The organism is Pseudomonas sp. P116, assembly GCF_020149425.1.
Classification (GTDB): domain Bacteria; phylum Pseudomonadota; class Gammaproteobacteria; order Pseudomonadales; family Pseudomonadaceae; genus Aquipseudomonas; species Aquipseudomonas anatoliensis.
Window position 1 is genome coordinate 842,977 of the sequence record NZ_JACVHB010000001.1, and the last position, 18,577, is coordinate 861,553.

Here is an 18,577-nt window from a genome sequence, read left to right on the forward strand (position 1 = left end):
ACGACCTGCCATGCGACCGATCCTCACCCTGCGTCATTACACTCACGACCTGATCGTCCATAGCCACGACCATGCACAACTGGTGTTCGGCTTGTCCGGCGCGCTGGATTTCGAGGTCGAGGGCTGTGGCAGTCAGGTGCGTCAGCAGAGTTTCGTGGTGATTCCATCCGGCGCTCATCACGCTTGCGGCAGTCCGCAAGGCAGCCATTGTCTGGTGCTGGATATCCCCGACGGGCAATGGCTGACGGACTCTCTCGGTGCCCATGCCGAGGCCAGCCGTCGTTTGCTCGACAACCCTGCGCGCCTGTCGCTGAATTCCGGGCAAAGCCAGTTGGTCAGTTGGCTGGCGAACAACCCGGTCAGCGATCCGCTGATTGCACAGCAAGGCGCGGTGCTGCTGCTGGCCAGCCTCAATCATGCGCAACCTGCCGAACTCAACGCCCGACGCCTGCCTTACGCGGCGCTGGATGCGCACATCGAGCAAAACGCCGCTTATCCGCTGCAAGTCGCCGATCTGGCGCGGGTCGCCGGGCTGTCCAGTGCGCGTCTGCATGCACGTTTCATGGCCGAATGCGGACAGACGCCGATGGATTACATCCGCAGTCGGCGCCTGCACAAGGCTGTGACCCTGCTGCGTGAGACTGTGCTGCCGATTGGCGAAATCGCCAGTCGGGTCGGCTACAGCTCGCAAAGCGCATTTGCGGCCGCGGTGCTGCGCGAATTTGGCGCATCGCCGGGCCAGTTGCGGCGCGAGGCTGGCGACAAAGGACGATAGTTTGCCGACAGATTTATTGGCTTCTACACGTTTCAATATGTAGGAGCTGCCGAAGGCTGCGATCTTTTGATCTTGATCGGAAAAACAAAATCAACAGATCGCAGCCTTCGGCAGCTCCTACATTGAGACTGGGTTTGAAATAGAAGGATTGCGATGACTCCGCGTACCGCCCTCGGCGCCCTGCATATTGGCGCTTTGATGTTCGGCCTGACCGGCGTGTTCGGCAAACTCGCCGCTGCCTCCCCTGCCGTGATTGTGTTTGGACGTGCCGCTTTCGCCGTCATCGCGCTGGCATTTTTTGCCCGATTCGCCAGCCAGCATGGCTGGCAGAAACTTCAGGCCGTGGACTGGCGGCGTCTCGTGCTAAGCGGTGTATTGCTGGCCGGGCACTGGGTGAGTTTTTTCATTTCGGTGAAGGTCGCGGGTGTAGCCATCGCGACGCTTGGCTTTGCCAGTTTCCCCGCGTTCACGGTGATTCTTGAAGGGCTGATCTTTCGCGAGCGCATCCGCGCCAATGAGATTCTGCTGGTGGTGCTGGTAAGCGTCGGTCTGGTGCTGGTAACCCCCGCGTTCGATCTCGGTAGCGGCGCGACCATAGGCTTGCTTTGGTCGGTGTTGTCCGGGCTGCTGTTTTCCTTGTTGTCGCTGACCAACCGCGCCAGCTCCGGACGAATCCCGGCAGTGCAGGCGGCGCTCTGTCAAAACGTCGTGGTGGCTTTGTGTCTGCTGCCGGTGGCGGCGCCGCAACTGAGCGAAGTGCGCGCGCTGGACTGGTTGTGGATCGCCCTGCTCGGCGTGTTCTGCACCGGCGTCGCGCACAGTCTGTTCGTTGCCAGTCTGGCAGTGATCAAGGCACGCACCGCCGCTGTGGTGTTCGCCATGGAACCGGTCTACGGCATCACAATTGCCTGGTGGCTGTTCGATGAAAATCCGACGTTACGCATGCTGCTCGGCGGTGCGCTGATCATCGTCGCCATCGTGGTGTCTGCGCGAATGTCAGGCAATGCCGACAAAAAAACCGTCGCCGCCGAAGCCGCGTCTCACTGAGTGCGGTCGTTGTGGCCGAGGTCGCGGTCAGGATCGATCTGGTCGCGCACCCGCTGCTTCAACACCTTGGCTTCCGGAAAGCCGCCATCGGCCTTGCGCTCCCAGATCTGCACGCCATCACAGGTGATGTGAAACACCCCGCCGGTGCCCGGTACCAGTGACACTTTGCCGAGGTCGTCGCCGAAGGTGCTGAGCAGCTCCTGCGCCAGCCACGCGGCGCGCAGCAGCCACTGGCATTGGGTGCAATAGGTGATGACAACTTCTGCTTTTGCGACAGTCATGTTCAATGAAACTCCGGAGACAGAGGGCGCCGCTATAATACTCGGCTTTATCGCTTGCCCCGAGACTCACAATGCGCCGTCTGCTGTTCTGCCTGCTGCTTGGTTTTCTTCCATTGTTCGTGATTGCCAGCGAAACGCCGCGACCGAAAGTCGGCCTCGTGCTGTCCGGCGGCGCTGCTCGTGGTCTGGCGCACATCGGCGTGCTCAAGGCGCTGGAAGAGCAAGGCGTCAAGATCGACGCGATTGCCGGCACCAGCATGGGCGCGGTGGTCGGCGGCCTGTATGCGTCGGGCTACAAGATTGATGAACTGGAAAAACTCGCCCTTGGCATCGACTGGCAGCAAGCGTTGTCCGATGCGCCGCCCCGGGAAGACGTGCCGTTTCGGCGCAAACAGGATGACCGCGACTTTCTGGTGAAACAGAAACTCAGCTTTCGCGACGACGGCAGCCTCGGCCTGCCATTGGGCGTGATTCAGGGGCAGAATCTGGCACTGCTGCTGGAAAGCTTGCTGGCTCACACCAGCGACACGCGAGACTTCGACAAGCTGCCGATCCCCTTCCGCGCTGTGGCCACCGACATCGCCAACGGCGAAAAAGTGGTGTTTCGCAAGGGCCATCTGCCACAGGTAATTCGCGCCAGCATGTCGATCCCGGCGGTGTTCGCGCCGGTCGAACTCGACGGCCGCCTGTTGGTGGACGGCGGCATGACCGACAACATTCCGCTCGATGTCGCGCGGCAAATGGGCGTCGACATCGCCATCGTGGTCGACATCGGTACGCCGCTACGCAGCCGTAAGCAACTGAACACTGTGGTCGATGTGCTCAACCAGTCGATCACCCTGATGACCCGGCGCAACTCGGAAGAACAACTGGCCGCGCTGAAACCGACGGACGTATTGATCCAGCCGGCGCTGGCAAGCTTCGGCGTGACTGATTTCGGCCGCGCCCAGGAAATGATCGATGCGGGTTATCGCGCAACCCGAATCCTTGATGCGCGCCTCGCCAGTCTCAAGCCAGCCGAGTCCCAGGACGCCGAACTCAATGCCGCTCGCGCGCCGGGGCAACGCACGCCGATCATCACCGCGATCAAGGTCGAGAACGATTCGAAAGTCGACGACGACGTGATCCGCTATTACATTCGCCAACACATCGGCGAGCCGCTGGATCTGGGTCGATTGCATTCGGACATGGGCACCTTGTACGGCCTCGACTACTTCGAACAGGTGCAGTACCGCGTGGCGCACAAGGGGCAGGATCACACCCTGGTCATCAGTGCCCGCGGCAAACGCAGTGGCACCGATTACCTGAGGGTCGGCCTGAACCTGTCAGACGACATGCGCGGCAGCAGCGCTTTCAATCTCGGTGCCAGTTACCGCAAAAACGGCATCAATCGTCTCGGCGCGGAATGGCTGACGCGGGTGCAGATTGGCGACAAGCAGGAACTGTACAGCGAGTTCTATCAGCCGCTGGACGTTGGCTCGCGCTACTTCATCGCGCCGTCGGTGGTGTTTGAGGCGCAAAACGTCGATGCGGTGCTCGACAATGATCCGGTTGCCCAGTACCGCGTCGAGCGTTACGGCATGGCCCTGAATGTCGGCCGGCAAATCGGCAACAACGGCGAAGTGCGCTTCGGCGTCGGTGAGGCCTGGGGCAAGGCCGATGTGCGCATTGGCGACCAGGATCTGCCCAGCGAGAATTTCAACGAGGGCTTCTATTCGCTGAAGTATTCCTACGATTCACTGGACAACGTCTACTACCCCCATGAAGGAAAGGACGTCAGCCTGACATTCCTGCAATTCGACCCAAGCCTGGGCTCGGATACGCGTTATCGGCAGTGGGAGTTCAAATTCGATAAAGCCATGAGCCGCGGACCGGACACATTGATTCTGGGCGGTCGCTATGGCCGTACCCTCGACGACACCAATGTGGTGACGTCGAGCTTCCTGCTCGGTGGCGCGCGGCAGCTGTCGGGGTTCCGCGAGGATGCTATTTCCGGGCAGAACATCAGTCTGATGCGGGCGGTGTATTACCGCCGGCTGACACCGCGCTCGTATCTGCCGCTGGACTTCCCGCTGTACGCCGGCGGATCGCTGGAACGTGGGCGAGCGTGGAACAACGACAACGAGTTCGACAGTGGTTACATCAATGCGGCGAGTGTATTTATCGGCTTCGATACACCGCTGGGGCCGTTGAATTTCAGTTACGGGCTCAATGATGCGAATGAGCAGGCGGTGTATTTGAATCTGGGGCAGACGTTTTGATCAAGATTGAGGATGGACGTTGCCTGGACTATTGCCATCGCGGGCAAGCCCGCTCCCACAGGTTTCAGCGTTGCTGACAAAACCCTGTAGGAGCTGTCTCGTGAAACGAGGCTGCGATCTTTTGATCCTGCTTTCTACAATCAAGATCAAAAGATCGCAGCCTGCGGCAGCTCCTACAAGGGATCAGCGGATCCCTGCCAAAAGCGTTCGTGCGGTTTGCTTCAACGGCTCATCCCCGTCCTTGAGCAACTCATTGAGCAGCGTAATCGCGCTGTCGATGTCTCCGTCATCGATGCAGGTCTGCGCCTGTTCGAGCTTCCCCGCCCCCGCCTCGTCTGGTGCTGGCATCTGTAAATCCAACGGCTCCAACGCCAGCGACGGCAGCGGATCGGAAAATGCTTCAAGGAAGTCATCGTCCAGCGGCTGCGCCTCGGGCTCCGGGATCCATTCAAGCTCCGCGTCTTCACTGGCCGCGGTCTCCGGCAGGTCAAAGTCCTGTGGCAACACTTTCAAACTGGAAGAGAAACTGGAGTCGTCTGTTGCGGACTGAGCCTGTGCCGGACGGCTATCTTCCAGATCCCAACTGGAGTCCATCGACAACGCATCCAGATTCAACTCGAAATTGTCCTCGGGCAACGCGGGGGCGGTGACGATGACCGGAGCAATGCCAATGGCCGATGGCGTGGCTGCCGCCAACGGCGCAGTACCCAGCAGCTTCGGATGCCGAGCGCGGATATCCTGCAAGGCTTGTGCACCAACCCCCTGCTCACGCAAATGACTTTCCTGCTGCTCGAACGCGGCACTATCGCCCTGACGCCCTAGCACTTCGAGTAGCTGCAAACCAAGATCAGTGCGCTCCGGCTCTTTGTGCAGCGCATCGCGCAACAGTCCGGCGGCTTCGCCGAGGCGCCCATAGGCCAGGTAAATCGCCACGGCTTCCAGCACATCACCCGCCGCTGGCTCTTCACGGTGATCGGCGGAGGCCTGCGTCCTGACCGGTTCGGCCGATTCTTGTGAGGAATCGGTTTCGTCCACATCGGGCTCATTGCGCAACGGTAACAACGGCATCGGTGCATCGCCCTGCTGCTGTTGCAGGCGTCGACGGTGCACGAGCAACCCGGCCAATGCCCCCAGCAACACCAAGCCACCGAGCAATGGCCAATTCCAACCGTCCTCTGCGGACTCGATTGGCGCAGCGGCAGTTATCGGTGTTGGCGCCGGTGTCGCTGCGGGCGCGGGCGGTGCCTTTTGCTGCTCGATCAAGCGTGTTTGCAGATCACTGACCTGCTTCCTGCCGTCGGCAATCTGCACATCCTGCGCCTGCAGTCTGGCGTTCAGCTCATCAAGGGACTTTTGCAACTGCTGGTTCTGCAACACGCTGGCGGCCAGTTGTTCGGCCAGTGCATCGTTGGATGGCGTCGATGCAGTTTGAGGCGCGGCAGGCATGACGCGTTTGCCCTGTGCTGCCTGTGGTGGCGCGCTCACGGGTTCGACGGTGGGGAATGCAGAGGATTGCGCGCGCGGGTCTGGCTCATCGGTAGCCGGGACGATACCCGGTGAGCCCGGCGGATCGATCAGCACCGTGTATTCGCGCAGCAAGCGGCCATTGGGCTGATTGAGCTGCACCAGAAAATTCAGAAAAGGTTCGTTGACCGGTTTGCTGGAGGTCACCCGGATCATCTGGCGATTGCCATGCAGGATCGGCGTGAACTTGAGGTCGTTGAGGAAAAACACCCGCTCGACCCCGGCACGGCCAAACTCTTCAGCCGTGGCCAGGCTCACCGACAGATCGTTCTGCGTCAGCGTGCCGACATCGAGCAGAGCGATATCGGCCTTGAGCGGTTGATTGAGGGCTGAGTGAACCGAGATCTCGCCCAGCCCCAAAGCCATCGACAAGGTCGAATAGCCGAATGCGCCAGCCACCAATAATCCCTTGGCGTAAACGCGCAGTACCATGTGCCAACTTGCGAGCATGAGCATCCCTTAAATAAGCAAAACCGACTTCTATGCGTTCGCACATCCGGTACGAACACGATATTGCCTAGTAGTTCTTATAGTCTGCTCAGTGCGATCTCTCAAAAAACTGGTGCGCGGTTATGCCTCAAGATTTTTCCAGGTTGGCCAGAATGTGCCCGTGAACACGCATGCACACCTTTAAATCCGCCTCGTCGACACCGTCGAACAATTCGTGGCGCAGTTTGGTAGCAATGGTTTCGATTTGTTCGATCAGCGGCAGAGCCGGTGCACAAAGGACAATTTTTTTCGCCCGGCGGTCTTCCATCACGGATTGGCGTTGCACCAGCCCCTGGCTTTCCAGACTATCAAGCAAGCGTGCGAGGGTCGGGCCTTCGACACCAACGCTTCGCGCCAGCTCACTCTGGGTCGGAGCTTCTGCGAAACGCGCCAGATGCAGCAGCACCAGCCAGCGTGCCTGGGACAGGTCTAGGCCGGCCAGACGCCGGTCCAGCTCGGCACGCCAGCCGCGGGACATCTGGGCCAACTGCATGCCAAAGCGGTGTTGATCGGTTAACGGCATAAAACACTCGTGGTTAGACTGATGTAATAGAGAAAAACTAATTATTAGTCAGCTAAGCATGAGCTGCAGCTATAGGCAAGTGTCGCTCTGTACTGAATCGTTACATCTTGAAAAGCCCCTCACCCTAACCCTCTCCCAAAGGGAGAGGGGACTGATTGGGGGATGCTGGAGAATTTCGTCGACCTGAAAGGGCTTTACTGAATCCGTAATCGACTCAGGCTTTCAGGTCGATGTCGGACGCAAGACACCTCGGTCGGCTCCCTCTCCCTCTGGGAGAGGGCTGGGCGGGCGGCGTTCCGATGAGGGGCTCGGGCCCGAATTACATTTCAAACTCGGATTGCAGCGCGGCCCGCACGCAATACAGCACGCCTTCCGGAACACGACCGGCGAACAGTTCGGCGATTTCGGCGACCGGCGGCAATTCGCCTTCGCCGTCGAGAAACGCGTCCTGCACTTCGCCCATCAGTTCTTCAGGCAAGTCCAGGGCCTGCTCCAGCGACAACTGCTGCTTGCCGATCGCCTCGGCGAGCATGCTGTAGACGTTCTTTTCCGAGCACTGCAACTGCCCGGCAATCTGCATCGGGGTCATGCCGGCGCGGGCCAGGGTGATGAGCTCGTGCCGCACATCGGCCACCACTTTCGGTGCCTCGACCTCGCCGCCGAGCACTTCGAGGAAAGCATCGCCGTAGCGCTCCAGCTTGCGCGCACCAACGCCGCTGACCCGGGCCATTTCCGCCAGCGAGGTTGGCTGGCTGCGCAGCATCTCCAGCAGTGTCGAATCCGGGAAGATGACATACGGCGGCACGCCGTGTTCTTCGGCCAGTTTGCGCCGCAACGCACGCAGGGCTTCCCACTGCTCGCGCTCCTCGCCGCGCACCAGCTGGCTGGCCTGGCTCTTGCTGCCGCTCTTGGCGGTGACTTGCGGTTTGAGATCGCGGCGCAGTTCCAGGGTCACTTCGCCCTTGAGCAGTGGTCGGCAGGAGTCGCTCAAACGCAAGCCGCCATAACCTTCGTGGTCGACGTCGGCCAGCCCACGCGCAACCAATTGACGGAACAGCGAGCGCCATTCACTTTCGCTCAGTGCCTTGCCTACGCCGTACACCGACAGATGCTGATGACCGAAACTGCGAACCTTTTCGTTGTCCTTGCCCAGCAGCACATCGACCAGATGGCCGACGCCATAACGCTGACCGGTGCGAAAGATCGCCGACAACGCCTGACGTGCAGGCTCGGTAGCGTCCCAGGTCTGCACGCCGTCGACGCAGTTGTCGCAATGGCCACAAGGTTCGGCCATCTGCTCGTCGAAATACGCCAGCAGCGTCTGACGACGGCAACGGGTCTCTTCGCACAGCGAGAGCATGGCGTCGAGCTTGTGTTGCTCCAGACGCTTGTGGCGCTCGTCGCCTTCAGAGTTTTGCAGCATCTGCTTGAGCATCACCACGTCTTGCAGACCGTAGGCCATCCACGCATCCGCCGGCAGACCGTCACGACCACCGCGCCCGGTTTCCTGGTAATACGCTTCGAGGGATTTCGGCAGATCGAGGTGGGCCACAAAACGCACGTTGGGCTTGTCGATGCCCATGCCGAACGCCACGGTGGCGACCATGATCAGGCCTTCCTCGTTGAGGAAACGTTTTTGGTTGAAGGCGCGTAGCTCGTTGGGCAGACCGGCGTGATACGGCAGCGCCGGGAAGCCTTGATCGCTCAGGAATGTCGCAACTTCTTCAACCTTCTTGCGCGACAGGCAATAGACAATGCCGGCATCGCTGCGTCGCTCGGCAAGAAACGCCAGCAACTGCTTGCGCGGCTGTTCCTTGGGCACGATGCGATAAAAAATGTTCGGTCGGTCGAAGCTCGACAGGAAGCGCTCGGCGTTCTGCAGATGCAGGCGTTCGACGATTTCTTCGCGGGTACGTTTGTCGGCGGTGGCCGTCAGCGCGATGCGCGGCACAGTCGGGAACAACTCGGCCAGTTGCCCGAGCTGCAGATACTCGCGACGGAAGTCATGACCCCACTGCGATACGCAGTGCGCTTCGTCGATGGCGAACAGCGCTATGTCGAGACTTTGCAGAAAGGACAGCATGCGCGGTTGCACCAGACGCTCGGGCGCCAGATAGAGCATCTTCACTTCGCCGCGCTTGATCCGCGTTGCCAGATCACGCTGCTGTTCGGCACTCAACGTAGAGTTCAGCGCGGCGGCCGCCACGCCCAGCTCTTCGAGGGTGGCGACCTGATCGTCCATCAAGGCGATCAACGGCGAAACCACCACCGCCAGGCCTTCGCGCAGCAGCGCCGGGACCTGGAAGCACAGGGATTTGCCGCCACCGGTAGGCATCAATACCAGCGCGTCACCGCCACTGGCCACGCGCTCAATGATTGCACCCTGGCGGCCACGGAAACTGTCGTAGCCGAAGATGTCCTTGAGGACGCGTTGTGCCTGTTCGAGCATAAAAACTCCAAAAATCTACCGATACATCCCTGCTCAGGCTGGTTCAGAACCGCCAAGGCCGCTTAAACAAAACGTAAGAACGCATTGCACGACAACCGCAATGCGGGCAGGGATCGCAAAACGCGGCAGTATACCCGAGCCCTCCCCTGCACAGGGCGACACCCGTCGACAGTTTCTTTGCGCCCTTGTAGGAGCTGCCGAAGGCTCGGGCCGCGATCGGACAATCTTTTGATTCTGTTTTTAAAGACAAGATCAAAAGATCGCAGCCTTTGGCAGCTCCTACACGGGGTCAGCCCTGTAAAAATGCCATGCGGCTGGCTTGAGCACGCAAGAAGGCCTAGAATTCCCGCATTATTGATTCCCCAAGGTAGCAACGTAATGTCCTTCGCTGAGCAACTGACCCGCCTGCAAGTCTTCCTCGACGCCGACGAGCTGCACGACGAGGCGCTGGATTACGTGGCCGCCCACGGTTACCTGACCGCGTTGTCGATCTGCTCCGAAGACGTCCCGGAGCGTGAATGGATCGACGCCCTGTTCGCTGAAGAGCCGCGTTACAGCGACGAAGCTCAGCGTGCCGAGATCGAAGCCACCCTGATCGGCCTCAAGGCGCACATCGCCCGTCAACTGGCGTCCGACGAAGAGTTCGAACTGCCGTGCGAGCTGGATCTGGGCGAAGATCCGGACGATTCGGAATTGCGCGGCTGGTGCATCGGCTTCATGGAAGGCGTGTTCCTGCGTGAAGCCGCCTGGTTCGAAACTGCCGAAGAAGAAGTCAGCGAAATGCTCCTGCCGATCATGGTCGGTTCGGGCCTGTTCGACGAGCAGCCAGAGTTCGAAGACATCGCCAGTGACGCCAATCTGATGGACGACATGATCGTGCAGATCCCGGAAGCCCTGACAGCTCTGTACCTGCTGTGCCAGGCGCCAGACGAAAAACCGGCGATCCTCAAGCCACGTCACCACTAAGATTCAGCCTATGGACAACCCCATAGGCAACCGCCCCCTGATGTTGCGCTACTGCCTGCTGGCCATCGGCTGGCTCAGCGTGGCATTGGGGGTGATCGGGATTTTTCTCCCCGTTTTGCCCACCACTCCCTTCCTGCTACTCGCGGCCGCGTGTTTCGCCCGCAGTTCTCCGCGTTTCTATCGTTGGCTGGTCGAGCATCCCCGGCTCGGGCCATGGATTCGCGATTATCTCGATGGCAACGGCATTCCACTCAAGGGCAAGGTCTACGCGATCGGGCTGATGTGGGCGAGCATTCTGTTCTCTTGCTATCTGGTGCCACTCCCATGGGCGCGAGGGTTCATGTTGACCAGCGCAGTGCTTGTCACGGTCTACATTTTGCGGCAAAAAACTCTGCGCAAGCATTGAGTCACTCTCCAACAATCCCCGCAAGCGCCCCGCCATTCATCGGAAATCATCACGCGTCTGTCAGATCTGACAGGTGTGCAACTCTCCACGCAAAGGTTTAATCAATCAAACCGCCCCACCGACAACCGACACCGCTCTGAAGGAGTCGCGACACGGCATCCGGAAGCCTTTAACTGCTACCCCCGCTTCGTCCCCTGCTGCTCGCGGGCATGGTTCGCCCCATTGGCAACACAAAAAAACCGCTGCTCAGGTCAAAGAGCAGCGGTTTTTGAAAGTCCCGATAAATTGTTTTTTATTGTCACAGGCCAGCACACCAATCCTTTAACTGCACCTCACCAATTAAACCTCACGCCCACATTCGCCCCCCAAGGCTGTTCGATGTGCTCACCCTTTGAATAATCAAAATCGGCATGCACTTGCCATTTCGCGGACAGGGCAACGGCCACCCCCGCACCAAACTCGGCACGAGAACCTGACAAGTCGTTGTTGAACACATTGTCGTTGACCTTCACTTCGTTGTTCGACGCGAACTCATGTGCGACTGCCGCACGCAGGTAAGGCTGGGCGATGGCGCCATCATTGAACGCGAAGTTGCGCCCGACCGTGGCCCCCGCCTTGGCGACCAACGAACGCATGCGGTCGCCATCGGCGTCCATGTCGTTATCCAGGGTGTATTGCTTGCCCTGAATCTGCACTGCCGACAATTGTGTGAACGGCTCGATGAAGTAGTCGTCAGCCAGTTTGATGTGCCGACCGAACTCGGCGGATGCGCCCACGCCCCAATTGTCATAGTCACCCTTGGTGCGGCTGCCATCACTGAGATTGACCTTGGACTCATTGCGGAACCGGTTGAACTTGAGCACGCCGTCAAAGTAGTAACCGGTCTCGCTGTCGAGCCAGGTTACATACGGACCGACGTAGTAGCTTTTCACCGTGCCTGAAGTGCCACGGTCCAGGTCCAGATCGGACTTGCTCGTCCCCGCCAGCACCCCGACCAATACCTGACTTTCACCGATCCGGGCATCAGCGCCAAGGGACAACCCTTGCTGCTGTTGCTGATAGCCCACACCCGACCCGGCGGCCACGTTGTATTTATTGCCGTAGGTGCGGATCCAGCCGCCCGCCTCGCCACCGTTGAATCGCAATTCACCCATGCGGCTGCGTAACGAACTTAGCTCGCCGTACCACACGGTGGGTGCGGTGTTGAACAACGCCAGCACGGAACTCGCACCCGGGCTGATCACCTCGGTGGCAGGATCCAGAAACCAATCCTTGCCGCCGTCGTCATTCTCTCGGCTGTTCAGGCTGTAAGACCAGGTACCGACGTCTACAACACCGTTGCCCGCCAAGGCAAACTGCGCCGCATCGATCGTGGCGGTACGCGCCAGTATCAATTGCTGTGGCGAGGCTGCATCCAGCCCCGACGCAGCCACTGCGAGACCAAAATCACCCGCCGAAGCGCCCGTCACATTCAGGAAGTCACGCTCACCGCTGGCAAAATCGCCTTTCATGACAAACGTGCCGTTGCCCGAAAGCGTACCGACGTTCAGCTGGCGATAAGAAGTGGGCGCATCCGCTGCGCCAAAAGTGACACTGCCCCCATCCAGACTCAAGGCACCGATCGAACCGTTGGCGGTCATCGTCCAGTTCGAGTTGCTGCTGATATTGACGCTGCCGACATTGTCCAGGCGTCCGGTGAGTTGGGAATGATCTTGAAGGGTGACGCTGTCGACATTGTTCAGACGACCGGTGAGCTGTGAACGATTTCGCAGGGTAACGCCGTCGACACTTTCCAGGTCACCAGTGAGCTGTGAATGATTTTGCAGGGCGACACTGCCGACATTTTCCAGGTCACCGGTGAGCTGTGAATAATTGTCCAGGGTGACGCTGTCGACATGGTCCAGGTGACCGGTGAACTGTGAAGAATTATCCAGGGCGAGGACGTCGACATTTTCCAGGTTACCGGAGAGCTCTGAACGATTTTGCAAAGTGACACTGCCGATATTTTCCAGGTCACCGGTGAGCCGTGAAGAATTATCCACGATGACACTGTCGACATTGCTCAAGTGACCGGAGAGCTGCGAATGATTTTGCAGAGTGACACTGTCAACGTTGTCCAGTTGGCCGGTGAGCTGGGAAGAATTATCCAGGATGACGCTGGCGACATTGTCCAGGCGACCGGTGAACTGCGAATGATTGTCCAGAGTGAGGCTGGCTTTCGAGCTGTCATCGACCAGTACGTCGCCCGTCATGTAACTCTGATCAAAGGTGAGATTGGCAGTGCTGCCGCCAGCAACGTTGATATTGCCTTGTAACGCGCTGCCGATAACCGTCATGGCCGCCGCCGATGCATCTTGAACATCGAGCAGAATGCCGTTGCCAGCCAGTAGTTGCGAGTTATTCAGAACGCTGATCTGTGCCTGAACGCCTTCCTGAACGAGAATGGCCGACGACTCCCGTCCTTCCAGCGTGGCACCATTGAGCGTCAGAAGGGTGTCAGTCAGATTGCCACTGCTTGCAGCCATCCGCACACCGTTGGCGCCGCCACTGATGGTTGTGCCGTTGGCGCGAACCTCGCCTGCGAAAATGTCGATTCCGACGCTGTCCGCCAGCAAACCCGTGACTTCACCGCCGTTAAGTTCCAGCGTACTCAATCCAGTGATCAGTACACCCGATTTACCGCCCCGTATGACACTGTCCGTGACCACGGCAGAAGAACCAGTGGGTGAGCCTATCTCACGCCTCAGCGTCAGCGCCGACCCATCACTGCTCAACGTTACCCCGGTCAGTGATGCCTGACTGTTGGTCAGGGTAATGCCGCTATTGCGATTGCGCCCCACGAAAGCGCCGCCTGTCGCGTTGATGGTTGAACCGCTCTGTACAAACACTTCATGGGTTTGCGCATTTTCGGTGTTTAACACCCCGCCGTTGCGCACCAGATAATTATCAACAGGCGTACTGTCAACAATAGTTACATTTTCGCCCGCTCCCACGCTTGTCAATGCCATCAGGGGTGGACTGATAAACAACAGAGGTGAAAGCGCCATAAAAGTTATAGGCCCTCGAGAAAAAAGCACCAATTTCGTTCGTAGAATTTTCACAACATGCTCCAGTTTTTTGCCGCCCGATGAGGATGGCTATTTAGCCGCCGGCAGCTTAATGCGAAAACTTCCCGCCGAATGTAGGATTAGTCCGATACTGAATAGCGAATTCTCCACAGCTGGCGTCCTACTTCCGCACGACGTCTTTGCAGAAACTCCAGACCGCAAACAAACACGACAGTAGAAATAAAAAAAGGAAGACTGACGTCTTCCTTTTTAATGAACTACTTATTTACTCATCAAAATATCCGACAGACAGCTCCAGCACCATCGCGCGCAATGACTCGCAACTCGTGCTTAGCCGAGGTTTCCTCACGCGCACCGACTGTAGCCTGATACCTGATACTTCCCGTGCCATCCTGAATCGGCATCAATGCTTTGTCGTATGGTAAATACACTGTGAACCCGTTTAGATGCTCGTTGTTGGACAATATCTTTGTGAATTCATAGGGCGGTAATGGAACAGGCGCCGTGCCATCCCAACCAAAACCATCCCAGATAAACTTCAACTCCATTTGATCCTCAAGAGGCGCTCCTCCGGGTACAGTGATTACAGCTACAAGCCCTTGACCAGCAATAGACCTTAATGACGAGCAGGTTAAATATTCCTGACCACGCTTGAATTCAGTAAAGTTAATCACCGGCTCAGGCAGGGTAATTGCAACGACGTAGACACTGACAAGTTGACGTAACGACGGGTTGGCGTTGTCATCCGACAACGATGGGTTGGTAATTTCGTAATGCACCGGTACTGCCGGATTATTACCTTGAGCTGTAATAAAGTCGTGTGGAATGATGAACTCTATTTCTTGATCATCTAATTCCGTCCCGTCAACTTCATAACGTCCTCCTGGAACAGCTACGCCCCCCCCAATACAATTGATAAATATCCCCATCCACGCGGACGTTATCAATAATTGTCGTCGCCGTACCATCATGCCCCGCATCGTCCAGTTCAAATTTGTTGGGCTCGACAGTATTTGCCGCTTGAATCGACACAGGTGCCAGGTTTGGATTTCCGACTTCCGGGTTCTCAGGATCAGGTGGCGCTGTACCTGGGCGTCGCAGATCGATAAACACAGGCACCGCAGTCAGTTCAGGGTATTCCTGATCCCCCCGCCATACGGAGTAGCGCACAGAGACAGGTCTATGCCCGAGGCCGTTTCGTTTCACATGCTCATAGGGAATGTCGAAAATTATCGGGAAACCTGCATCGACGACCCGTTGGCGTGATTGCGCAATTCCATCCCAAAGCAAAGCCACTTCATCGAGCGGACCTACGTTGTCATACGCCTCAATGGTTACGCCAACATTGGGGTAGGCTTCCATTAGGGTGATTAGATGGTCAGGGGCGTCCGCCGCAGGCACTACAAGTGGTTTCAGGTTGGCGGGGGCCGAAGTAAGTTCGACAACAATGTTGAGTTCACTGGAGGGCGGCCCCTCATTACCGACACGATCCGTCCAGGTGTAATAGATGATTCGCGCGCCCTCGCGGCCGTTTTCGACCTGCAGCTTTTTCAGTGTTACCGTCATTGCGCTACTGCCGTCATCGGGGGCCACATAGGCGCCAATAAACGCGGCCGGGAAACTCGCCCCCATATAGACGTTGGCAATATCACCGTTTCTTCGATCAGGGTGTAGAGGAATCGTTAAAATAATCTCTGGATTGTCCTCCAGGCGCTCTTTTGTAATACGCAAATCATCATATTCGGCGGGTAGCTGTATGACCGCTCCCTTGCCATTCTGATTAGGCGCTGTCTTATCAATAAGAATCTGGACAGAGGGGATATCTTTGGTGGGATCATTAACAACTAACATTTCATAGCTCAACAGGTACAGGCCTTCAGCACTTGTATAAAGTGAAGGCAACGTCAGTGTTTCCTGAAGGTTTAACGGTGTTTCCAGCTCCTTGAGCTCGCCCACTGGCACACCTTGCCACAACAAACGCAAGTCTACCGGCGTACGGTCTACCGGTGGAGGAGACAACACCGGCAGAGTGATAACGATGTCATTATCAACATTCTGCCGAGCTTTCGGTAACTTGTTATCTTCATCTCCTGGAACAGATGGCAACAACCCCTGAAACACCGGCGGCATTATCGCTCGAGCCGATTTGGCGGCACGGATGGTATTTACTGCAGCTCTGCCGGATTTTCCCTTAGCATTCTTTTCATAGACAGTCATTATCCATCTCCTGATCATTAAAGCAGATATTTGAAAACTCATACTCGCGAAACAACCAAACGCTCGGATCAATAAAAACTTGATCCGCCACACCTGACTTCCACCTACTGCTTATTTGCTCAGGAATTCACTTCCCGGCAAAAAACCTCATTCGTTGGCGAACAGATCTCACCACTGGGCATGGTTCTATTGATAATTACAAAATCCGGACGCGACCGACCTATACCATCATCTCCTTTGTACAAGATGTACCAGACAAGGGCCGAACCGTTATTCACCATAGGTGCTATCAACTTCTCGTAATCAGCTACGACGATATCGAAGCCATTTGCAACTTCCGCAGGATCAATGATTTTCGAAAATTCGTGATAGGCGTCCACAATCGGGTCAGTTCCGTTTAGCCCACGACATCCTTGCCAGTGCACAATCACTTCATCCCTTGCTGCGAAGTGTGGGTTGCCCGCTATATGAACCGTAACGCCTTCCCACAAGCGAGGAACGGAACAACAATGCAAGACGCCTTCTTTTCCTGCATGAGGGAATGTCGGTGCCTTCAGGTTTTCGATGATGACAATCGACACCTTGACTTCGGTCTTGCGTGAGTACTGTTCATTCACACCATTGCGGGTGACGTAGTAAACCGGCAAATTCGGATTCTGCAGTTCTGGCAGGATGTGCTCCCAGGGGATTTCAACCTCGACAAGGCTGCCTGATACATCACCCGCCTTCACCGGATAAGTCGCCACGGGCGTCGGAATCGGCCCCCAATACACATCGATTTCCTCATAAGGCTGAGGATTGTCGTAGAGCACCAGTAACGCTCTTGCCGGCAGTCCGAAGTCCACACTGCGCAACTGGTTGGCGAGATCGGACTTTTGCCCGCGAATTTCCAGTTTGACCAGGGTTTCATTGAGCAATGCCGGGGCGTCCACGTGATCCTGGCCGGCTATGGTCAAGTCCAGTGCCACGGAAATGTCAGGCGAAGATGCGGTGTAGCTGCCATCTGCCAGACGGATGCGATAACTCACTTTGGGTCGTGAAGGGCCATTGCCCCGTGCGTGAATGGCCGTCCACGGGACAGTGGTCTCCAACGGAAAACCGCTGGGCTCGACCGGTATCTCTGCCAGTGCGGTGCCGTCCCAGTCGATGGCGACTCGATGCGCCGCGTCCGCGAAATCATAACGTTCAATTTTCACCTGAACGCCTTCGCGGGCCTGCTGACGGTCGAGCAATTTACGCGTCAAAGGCACCTCGGGAGGTAGCAGCGCGCCTGGAAGCGGCGAGAGATCGACAAAGATTCCCGCCCGCCTCGAATTCGGCCCGGTATTACCCGCGCGATCCCTGAGCCGGTAATACATATAGCGATCACCGTGTCCCCACGCGCGGATCTCATCGGCATGCACCGTGATCAGCAAACGCTCGTCGATAATCTCCTGCTCGCTGAATTCCTGCTCGCCGATCTCAACTTCGCGGTCACTCGGATCCTGCGTGTCCGTCCAGAAATAGACTGCTCGATCGCCCGTTGTGACATCTAAGTAAAACGGCACCTCGACGATGACCTGTCCGTGTTGCGTCAGATAACTTTCTGTGATGGCACCGTTCAACTCGTCAGGAAAAATGACCGCATGGGGCTGGAGGCCAAAATTGGGCTGGGTGGTGTCAATAGTGATGCTTTTCCTCAGGGACTCCGCAGGGTTGACCATGCTGGGAGAAAAGCAGATCGAAACGTCGTAAGCTCCCTGGATTAAAAGGCTCCTGGGAATAGTGAGGGTTTGCGGCTGTTGCACAGGAATACTGGATGGGTACTCACGCTCATTGACAGCGATGAAATCGGCGCCACGCGCCATGAAACCCAGTTCCACCAAATCGACGCTCCCGGGAAAGGTGCTGAAGTCCAGGCCTTCAAACGTGACCTCCAGATCCCGCGTCAATGCTCGCAGCGGCAGTAGCCCCAGAGGATCATTCGGATCCAGCACCAAGGGCACCTTGGGGGCTGGAATATCAGCACGCGGCCCACTCGGGAGAGTCGTTTCATCGTTCGGCGTTTTGTGAGCTGACATCGCACGTATTCCCTGACGAATGTTGAGGCTTGCTGGTTCGCAAGCTGTCGCACTGCGACAACTTTCGAATGGCTGGCTTCATTTAGCGCGCATCGTCAGAAAGCGGCTACTGTCAGAAATTACAGGTATTGCTACCGCTCGTCGGAGATTTCGCCGAACTGGCAGGTCGACACGGAATAAACAACAAACGTTTAAAGGAAACCTGCCGACACGGATTTCGGCCACAGATTCTTGCGTCGTTGCCTACAGCTACGCCAGAATCCGCCGGCTTGTGCGCCGCGATTCCTGACGTTTCGTGATGAAACAAAAAACCGCCGTCCCGATTGAACGGGACGGCGGTTTTTTTATGCCTGAGGGCAAATACCTCCCTGTAGGAGCTGCCGAAGGCTCGGGCCGCGATCGGACGATCTTTTGACTTTTTTAGAAGCAAGATCAAAAGATCGCAGCCTTCGGCAACTCCTACACGGGTCACCTGTCTGAGGCATGAAAAAACCCGCCGCCCCGATGATCG

13 protein-coding genes are annotated in these 18,577 nt (G+C 57.4%); 5 read left to right on the forward strand and 8 right to left on the reverse strand.

Annotated features, from left to right (window positions below; genetic code table 11):
- The first annotated feature begins 10 nt into the window (after positions 1-10).
- Together ICA15_RS04165 and ICA15_RS04170 are read left to right on the forward strand one after the other, a co-directional pair.
- A complete protein-coding gene (locus tag ICA15_RS04165) occupies positions 11-775 on the forward strand; it encodes a helix-turn-helix transcriptional regulator (protein ID WP_210553719.1) in 765 nt (254 codons plus the stop codon).
- Positions 776-928: 153 nt separating this feature from the next.
- On the forward strand, positions 929-1,822 hold the full coding sequence (locus ICA15_RS04170; protein WP_210553720.1) for a DMT family transporter: 894 nt from the start codon (positions 929-931) through the stop codon (positions 1,820-1,822).
- Here ICA15_RS04170 and ICA15_RS04175 read toward each other — a convergent pair.
- On the reverse strand, positions 1,816-2,103 hold the full coding sequence (locus tag ICA15_RS04175; RefSeq protein WP_093442622.1) for a SelT/SelW/SelH family protein: 288 nt from the start codon (positions 2,101-2,103) through the stop codon (positions 1,816-1,818). The genes ICA15_RS04170 and ICA15_RS04175 overlap by 7 nt on opposite strands.
- Positions 2,104-2,174: 71 nt before the next feature.
- Between ICA15_RS04175 and ICA15_RS04180 the strand changes: the two genes are divergently transcribed.
- Positions 2,175-4,364 carry a patatin-like phospholipase family protein gene (locus tag ICA15_RS04180; RefSeq protein ID WP_210553721.1) on the forward strand — a complete coding sequence of 730 codons (2,190 nt, stop codon included), beginning with the start codon at positions 2,175-2,177 and terminating at the stop codon, positions 4,362-4,364.
- Between the two features lie 183 nt (positions 4,365-4,547).
- Here the strand turns inward: ICA15_RS04180 and ICA15_RS04185 are convergent, their stop codons facing one another.
- The 3 genes from ICA15_RS04185 to recQ all read right to left on the reverse strand — a co-directional run bounded on the left by ICA15_RS04185 (position 4,548) and on the right by recQ (position 9,349).
- Positions 4,548-6,338 carry a FimV/HubP family polar landmark protein gene (locus ICA15_RS04185; RefSeq protein WP_210553722.1) on the reverse strand — a complete coding sequence of 597 codons (1,791 nt, stop codon included), beginning with the start codon at positions 6,336-6,338 and terminating at the stop codon, positions 4,548-4,550.
- 127 nt (positions 6,339-6,465) lie between these two features.
- The gene (locus tag ICA15_RS04190) at positions 6,466-6,900 is read right to left on the reverse strand and encodes a MarR family transcriptional regulator (RefSeq protein ID WP_150618563.1); all 435 of its coding nucleotides are present in this window, start codon (positions 6,898-6,900) and stop codon (positions 6,466-6,468) included.
- A 319-nt stretch (positions 6,901-7,219) separates the two neighbouring features.
- Positions 7,220-9,349 carry a DNA helicase RecQ gene (gene recQ, locus ICA15_RS04195; protein ID WP_150602976.1) on the reverse strand — a complete coding sequence of 710 codons (2,130 nt, stop codon included), beginning with the start codon at positions 9,347-9,349 and terminating at the stop codon, positions 7,220-7,222.
- A gap of 378 nt (positions 9,350-9,727) precedes the next feature.
- On the opposite strand from recQ, the gene ICA15_RS04200 reads away from it, so the two are divergent.
- Together ICA15_RS04200 and ICA15_RS04205 are read left to right on the forward strand one after the other, a co-directional pair.
- Positions 9,728-10,315, forward strand: coding sequence for a YecA family protein (locus ICA15_RS04200; protein ID WP_150602977.1), 588 nt, complete (start codon positions 9,728-9,730; stop codon positions 10,313-10,315).
- 10 nt (positions 10,316-10,325) lie between these two features.
- The gene (locus ICA15_RS04205) at positions 10,326-10,721 is read left to right on the forward strand and encodes a YbaN family protein (protein WP_150617709.1); all 396 of its coding nucleotides are present in this window, start codon (positions 10,326-10,328) and stop codon (positions 10,719-10,721) included.
- 332 nt (positions 10,722-11,053) lie between these two features.
- On the opposite strand, the gene ICA15_RS04210 is transcribed toward ICA15_RS04205, so the two are convergent.
- From ICA15_RS04210 to ICA15_RS04225, 4 genes are all read right to left on the reverse strand, one after another.
- Complete coding sequence (locus ICA15_RS04210) at positions 11,054-13,822, reverse strand: autotransporter outer membrane beta-barrel domain-containing protein (RefSeq protein WP_224450848.1); 2,769 nt, start codon at positions 13,820-13,822, stop codon at positions 11,054-11,056.
- Positions 13,823-14,061: 239 nt separating this feature from the next.
- On the reverse strand, positions 14,062-14,718 hold the full coding sequence (locus ICA15_RS04215) for a hypothetical protein (RefSeq protein ID WP_210553723.1): 657 nt from the start codon (positions 14,716-14,718) through the stop codon (positions 14,062-14,064).
- Positions 14,660-16,006 carry a hypothetical protein gene (locus ICA15_RS04220; protein WP_210553724.1) on the reverse strand — a complete coding sequence of 449 codons (1,347 nt, stop codon included), beginning with the start codon at positions 16,004-16,006 and terminating at the stop codon, positions 14,660-14,662. The genes ICA15_RS04215 and ICA15_RS04220 overlap by 59 nt, the downstream gene beginning before the upstream one ends.
- 119 nt (positions 16,007-16,125) lie before the next feature.
- Entirely contained in the window at positions 16,126-18,066 is a 1,941-nt protein-coding gene (locus ICA15_RS04225) for a hypothetical protein (RefSeq protein WP_210553725.1), read from the reverse strand.
- Positions 18,067-18,577: the final 511 nt, after the last annotated feature.

Coding starts and splice junctions, on each gene's coding strand:
- ICA15_RS04185 (WP_210553722.1), bottom strand. CDS start 6,338: ATGCTCGCAAGTTGGCACATGGTACTGCGCGTTTACGCCAAGGGATTA.
- ICA15_RS04205 (WP_150617709.1), top strand. CDS start 10,326: ATGGACAACCCCATAGGCAACCGCCCCCTGATGTTGCGCTACTGCCTG.
- ICA15_RS04165 (WP_210553719.1), top strand. CDS start 11: ATGCGACCGATCCTCACCCTGCGTCATTACACTCACGACCTGATCGTC.
- ICA15_RS04175 (WP_093442622.1), bottom strand. CDS start 2,103: ATGACTGTCGCAAAAGCAGAAGTTGTCATCACCTATTGCACCCAATGC.
- ICA15_RS04200 (WP_150602977.1), top strand. CDS start 9,728: ATGTCCTTCGCTGAGCAACTGACCCGCCTGCAAGTCTTCCTCGACGCC.
- ICA15_RS04225 (WP_210553725.1), bottom strand. CDS start 18,066: ATGTCAGCTCACAAAACGCCGAACGATGAAACGACTCTCCCGAGTGGG.
- ICA15_RS04170 (WP_210553720.1), top strand. CDS start 929: ATGACTCCGCGTACCGCCCTCGGCGCCCTGCATATTGGCGCTTTGATG.
- ICA15_RS04190 (WP_150618563.1), bottom strand. CDS start 6,900: ATGCCGTTAACCGATCAACACCGCTTTGGCATGCAGTTGGCCCAGATG.
- ICA15_RS04180 (WP_210553721.1), top strand. CDS start 2,175: ATGCGCCGTCTGCTGTTCTGCCTGCTGCTTGGTTTTCTTCCATTGTTC.
- recQ (WP_150602976.1), bottom strand. CDS start 9,349: ATGCTCGAACAGGCACAACGCGTCCTCAAGGACATCTTCGGCTACGAC.
- ICA15_RS04215 (WP_210553723.1), bottom strand. CDS start 14,718: ATGGGGATATTTATCAATTGTATTGGGGGGGGCGTAGCTGTTCCAGGA.
- ICA15_RS04220 (WP_210553724.1), bottom strand. CDS start 16,006: ATGACTGTCTATGAAAAGAATGCTAAGGGAAAATCCGGCAGAGCTGCA.